This window comes from Mycobacterium sp. E3198 (assembly GCF_001667015.1).
Classification (GTDB): domain Bacteria; phylum Actinomycetota; class Actinomycetes; order Mycobacteriales; family Mycobacteriaceae; genus Mycobacterium.
In genome coordinates this window covers 1-1,170 of sequence record NZ_LZIS01000152.1, presented here as the reverse complement: position 1 = coordinate 1,170, position 1,170 = coordinate 1, and the positions used below count along the sequence as shown (strand labels likewise).

Here is a 1,170-nt window from a genome sequence, read left to right as displayed (position 1 = left end):
GCGCCGTTGCCGATCAGCGGGCGTCCGAGCAGGGTCTGGGTGGGCGCGTTGATCGCGTTCAGCGCGTCCTGTTCGAGGGTCTGCAGGGGCGAGGCGTTGGCGGCCTCGGCGGCGGCGTACGACAGGCCGGCGCCGCGCATGAGTTGCACGAATTGGTCGTGGAACGCCGCCGCTCGCGCGCCAAACGCCTGATAAGCCCGGCCGTACTCGCCGAACAGCGCCGAGATCGCCGCCGACACCTCATCGGCGGCCGCCGCCTGGATCTGGGCCGTCGGGCCCGCCGCCGCCGCGTTCGCCGCGGCGACCGCCGACCTGATCCCGCCCAGGTCTGTTGCTGCAGTTGCCAAAGTGTCCGACGACGCGATCACAAAAGACATGTCCGACCTCCCAAGTCGGCCGGAAGCTTAGTGGTTCGACGTACCGTTCGCCTGGCAACGCCCCAATTCCCAGACCATTCGCAGGAATGACCAGTGGTCAGTAGACCCAAGGTGATGGTCTAGTCCGCGCGGGCCTCGCCCAGCCGCCGCGCCAGCCGGTCGGTGAACTCGGCGGCCTGCTCGGGGGCGTCCAGCGCGAACCGCGCGGCGGTGGCGCGGTCGCCGTCCTCGTTGTGCCGCACCAGGATCGGGACGCCGTCCTCGCTGATCGCGTCGAACGCGTCCTCGTCGGTGATGTCGTCGCCGAGATAGACCGGCACCAACGGGCCGGAGGTGGCCTCGCCCAGGTGCTCCATCACCCACCGCAGGGTCTTCCCTTTGTCCCAGTCCATGTCCGGGCGCAGCTCGATGACCTCGCGGCCCGTGGTCACCCGCAGCGCGTCGCGCCGGCCCGCCGCGCGCACCGCCGCGGCCACCTCGCCGACGCGGTCCCGGGCGGCGTTGCGGTAGTGCACCGCCACCCCAAACCGCTTGTGCTCCACGACTATTCCGGGAATCGAGCCCAGCCTGTCGCGTAACTCACCCGCCGCCTGTTCCAGCACCGGTACGGCCGCCGCCGCGTCCTCGTTCTGGTGGTGCGTCCCGTCGGGCGCGGTCAGCTCGAAGCCGTGGCTGCCGGCGTACCAGATGCCGGGCACGCCGAGGCGCGCCGTCACGTCGGCGAGGTCGCGGCCGGACAGCACCGCCACCGGACACTGCGCGGCCAGCTTCCGCAGGGCCTCGACCGCCCCGG

The 1,170-nt window shown here is 71.8% G+C and carries 2 protein-coding genes; both read right to left on the bottom strand.

Translation table 11 applies throughout. The features are described 5' to 3' along the window. On the bottom strand, positions 1 to 377 hold a 377-nt coding region (locus A5673_RS16665), incomplete at its 3' end, for a PE family protein (RefSeq protein ID WP_068234495.1). Positions 378 to 496: 119 nt separating this feature from the next. Beyond that, positions 497 to 1,170, bottom strand: a 674-nt coding sequence (gene otsB / locus A5673_RS16660) for a trehalose-phosphatase (protein ID WP_068234493.1), incomplete at its 5' end; no start/stop codon positions are given.